This window comes from Pseudomonas monteilii NBRC 103158 = DSM 14164, assembly GCF_000730605.1.
GTDB classification, from domain to species: domain Bacteria; phylum Pseudomonadota; class Gammaproteobacteria; order Pseudomonadales; family Pseudomonadaceae; genus Aquipseudomonas; species Aquipseudomonas monteilii.
The window spans coordinates 1-1,160 of sequence record NZ_BBIS01000119.1; the positions used below are offsets into that span (position 1 = coordinate 1).

1 protein-coding gene is annotated in these 1,160 nt (G+C 57.0%); it reads left to right on the forward strand.

Features of this window, described 5'->3' with window-relative positions:
• Window positions 1-1,160, forward strand: a 1,160-nt coding sequence (tuf, locus tag PM2_RS29420) for an elongation factor Tu (RefSeq protein WP_016715922.1), incomplete at both ends; no start/stop codon positions are given.

The following is a 1,160-nucleotide window of genomic DNA, read 5'->3' on the forward strand; positions in this document are numbered from 1 at the left end:
TTTGATCGTTCCCTTCCCCACGTTAACGTCGGCACTATCGGCCACGTTGACCACGGTAAGACCACTCTGACCGCAGCTCTGACTCGCGTCTGCTCCGAAGTTTTCGGTTCGGCAGTCGTTGAGTTCGACAAGATCGACTCGGCTCCGGAAGAAAAAGCGCGCGGTATCACCATCAACACCGCTCACGTCGAGTACAACTCGAACATTCGTCACTACGCTCACGTTGACTGCCCAGGTCACGCTGACTACGTGAAGAACATGATCACCGGTGCTGCCCAGATGGACGGCGCGATCCTGGTTTGCTCGGCCGCCGATGGTCCGATGCCACAAACCCGTGAGCACATCCTGCTGTCCCGTCAGGTAGGCGTTCCGTACATCGTGGTCTTCCTGAACAAGGCTGACCTGGTAGACGACGCTGAGCTGCTGGAACTGGTCGAGATGGAAGTTCGCGACCTGCTGTCCACCTACGACTTCCCAGGCGACGACACTCCGATCATCATCGGTTCCGCTCGTATGGCCCTGGAAGGCAAAGACGACAACGAAATGGGTACTACCGCTGTCAAGAAGCTGGTAGAAACTCTGGATGCCTACATCCCTGAGCCAGTTCGTGCCGTTGATCAGCCGTTCCTGATGCCGATCGAAGACGTATTCTCGATCTCGGGTCGTGGTACCGTTGTTACCGGTCGTATCGAGCGTGGTATCGTTCGCGTTCAAGACCCACTGGAAATCGTTGGTCTGCGTGACACCACCACTACCACCTGCACCGGTGTTGAGATGTTCCGCAAGCTGCTGGACGAAGGCCGTGCTGGCGAGAACTGCGGCGTTCTGCTGCGTGGCACCAAGCGTGACGACGTTGAGCGTGGTCAGGTTCTGGTCAAGCCAGGTTCGGTCAAGCCGCACACCAAGTTCACCGCAGAAGTTTACGTTCTGTCGAAGGAAGAAGGCGGTCGTCACACTCCGTTCTTCAAAGGCTACCGTCCTCAGTTCTACTTCCGTACCACTGACGTGACCGGTAACTGCGAACTGCCGGAAGGCGTTGAAATGGTAATGCCAGGTGACAACATTCAGATGACTGTTACCCTGATCAAGACCATCGCAATGGAAGACGGTCTGCGCTTCGCTATCCGTGAAGGCGGTCGTACCGTCGGCGCCGGCGTCGT